This is a genomic window from Curtobacterium sp. 22159 (assembly GCF_052045775.1).
Classification (GTDB): domain Bacteria; phylum Actinomycetota; class Actinomycetes; order Actinomycetales; family Microbacteriaceae; genus Curtobacterium.
The window spans coordinates 13,060-15,634 of the sequence record NZ_JBQEPN010000013.1; the positions used below are offsets into that span (position 1 = coordinate 13,060).

The 2,575-nt window shown below is 71.8% G+C and carries 1 protein-coding gene; it reads right to left on the reverse strand.

Translation table 11 applies throughout. The features are described from left to right. Positions 1 to 20: 20 nt before the first annotated feature. Positions 21 to 2,447, reverse strand: a complete 2,427-nt coding sequence (locus tag ACTJKO_RS14615; protein WP_440689869.1) for a fibronectin type III domain-containing protein — start codon at positions 2,445 to 2,447, stop codon at positions 21 to 23. Between the last annotated feature and the right edge of the window lie 128 nt (positions 2,448 to 2,575).

Below are 2,575 nucleotides of genomic sequence, written 5' to 3' on the forward strand. Positions count from 1 at the left end.
CGCCTCCCGGGCTGGTCGCGTCAGACGCGACGGCGGCGCGCCAGGGCGATGCCGATCCCGGCGAGGAGTGCGAGCACACTGCCGGCTGCCAGCGGCAGGACCTCCGCGCCGGTGAACGCGAGCTCGCCGGTCGGCGCGCCGGTGACCGGGTCGACCACGAACTCGAACGTGGCCCAGGTGGCGACGGAACCGTCGGCGCGCTGGGCGACGAGGGTGTGCGTGCCCGCCTCGAGGTCGACCGGTAGCTGCAGCGTCAGGACGCCGTCGTCGTCGGTCGTGAGGTCGCCGAGGTACTCCGGCTCCGAGTGGACGAACCAGTCGAACGGCGTGCCCGCCAGCGCCCGGGGGACGGCGACCGTGACGGTGCCGGCCTCGGCGTCGACGGCGTCCACCCGGAGGGTGTGCGTCGCCTCCGTGAGCGTGGAGAGGTCCGCGGCGACCGGGGCGCCGTCACCGGGCGTCGCCGGGGCGGTCGGGTCGGTCCCCGGCGCCGTCGGGTCGGTCCCCGGAGCGGTGGGCGCGGTCGGGTCGGTGCCCGGGACGGTCGGCTCCGGCTCCGCGGGGACCGCCGGCTTCCGGAGCGTCACCGCGTCCACGACGGTGAGGTCCGCCGACCGGTACGTCGTCATCGTGATGCTGTCGTCCGCGACCTCGACGTTGGTGAAGTTGGGCGTGTGTTCCTGGTTCTGCACCGCCGAGAACGCGAAGTCCTGCTGCTGGATCTCGTAGTACTTGCTGCCCGACGACGAGTTCGCCGTGACGTACAGCACCTCGTCACCCGCCGGCGTGACGGAGGACCCGACCGCCTGGTCGGTCCCCACCGGGGTGGTCCCGCTCATCAGGTGGCTGCGGACGTACACGTGGTCGTGGCCCATGAGCACCAGGTCCACGTCCAGCGCGCTGAGCGCCGGCGGCAGTTCGGCCCGACGCGTGACGATGTCCGAGTCCGTGGCGTGCGAGGCGACGCTGTAGACCGAGTGGTGGAACGTGACGACCTTCCAGCGGGCCTCGTCACCGTGCTCCGCGAGGACCTGTCGCGCGAACTCGGCGTGCCCGGCGTCGTCCATGTCGTTCGAGTTGAACGAGATGTAGAGCGTGTCGCCGTACACGAACCAGTAGTCTCCGCCGGCGCGTGCGGCGTCCGGCTTGCCGTGCTCCGCCGAGACGTTCGGCAGGTTGAAGTGCTGCTCGTACGCGAGGCTCGCGACGTCGTGGTTGCCGATGTTCGTCACGAGCGGGATGCGTCGGAGCTGGTCGGGGGAGAGGAAGCCCTCGTACTGCGCCTCGTTCGACGCCGTGTTCACCTGGTCTCCCGCCGAGAACACCATCTCGGAGTCGGGGAAGGCTCGCTCGGCGACGTCCATCGTGTCGACCCACCCGGCGGTGTCCTTCGCCGCGTTGCCCGAGGCGCCGATCTGCGCGTCGCCGATGAAGACGAACGAGTAGTCGCCGTCGCCGTCGCCGGTGCGGAACGTCGTGACCGGGCTCCATCCGTCGGCGTCGCTGCCGACGCGGTACGCGTACTCGGTCGACGCGGACAGGCCGCCGAGTGTGGCGTGGTGGTACTGCTGGCCGTCGGTCGCGGTCCCCGAGGTGCTCACGACCTCAGTGGCGCCGGACGCCGGGAACGCGCCGCCGACCAGACGCGAGGCGGGGACGACCTGCGCGACCTCGGCCGCCGCCGAGTCGGAGTACCAGGCGAGGTTGCGCGCGGACTCGTCGGCCCCGATCGTCATGACGACGTCCGAGATGAGCGCCGGGGTGTCCGCCGCGACCGGGACGAGCGACTCCATGTCGAAGTAGACGTCCGAGCTGTTCGAGCGGCCCTGGTGGAGCGCGACCGCGACGTCGTTCCTCCCCTCGTGCAGCAGCGACGCGTCGACGGAGAAGGTGCTCTCGTCCGGGTCCGAGCCGTTGTCGCCGGCGTACTGCACGTTCTGCGTGATCGCGGAGTCCTCGAACCCGGCGACGCGCTGACCGTTCACGTACACGACGAGGGCGTCGTCGTAGACGACCTCGGCGGTCAAGGACTTCCAGGTGGCGAGGTCCGTGGCGTCCGCCTCGAAGGAGGTGCGGAAGAAGTAGGTGGGCACGTCGGTGCCGTCGTCGCGGTACTGGTCCAGCAGGGTGTCGACGGTGTACCCGCCGCCCATGCCCGTCGCGACGCCGTTCTTCGCGCCGAAGGAGCCCGAGCCGGACTTCCAGTCGCCGGCCGGCAGGGCACCGGTCGTCCAGGCGGTGCGCTCGGCCTGGCCGGCAGCGGGGTCGCTGCCGTCCTCGAGGTACTGCCAGCTGGTCACGCCGGACTCGATGAGGGGCGCTTCGGCGGCGGTGGCCGCGGTGGTCGATCCGACGAGCGTCGTCGCCGCGAGCGCGGCGGACGCCGCGAAGGCGGCTCCGACGGCGCGGCCGGTCCGTCGCCGTCGGGAGGGGTGCTGCGAGGTCATGGTGTCCTTCGTTCCGGGCCCCGTGGTCGGGGCCTCGGACATCCGACCTTGCTGAGCTTTCCCACAGGTTTCCGGGAGTCGACCGGCGGTGGAACTGTCAGCGCGGACGGCTCGGAGAACGGGAGGCG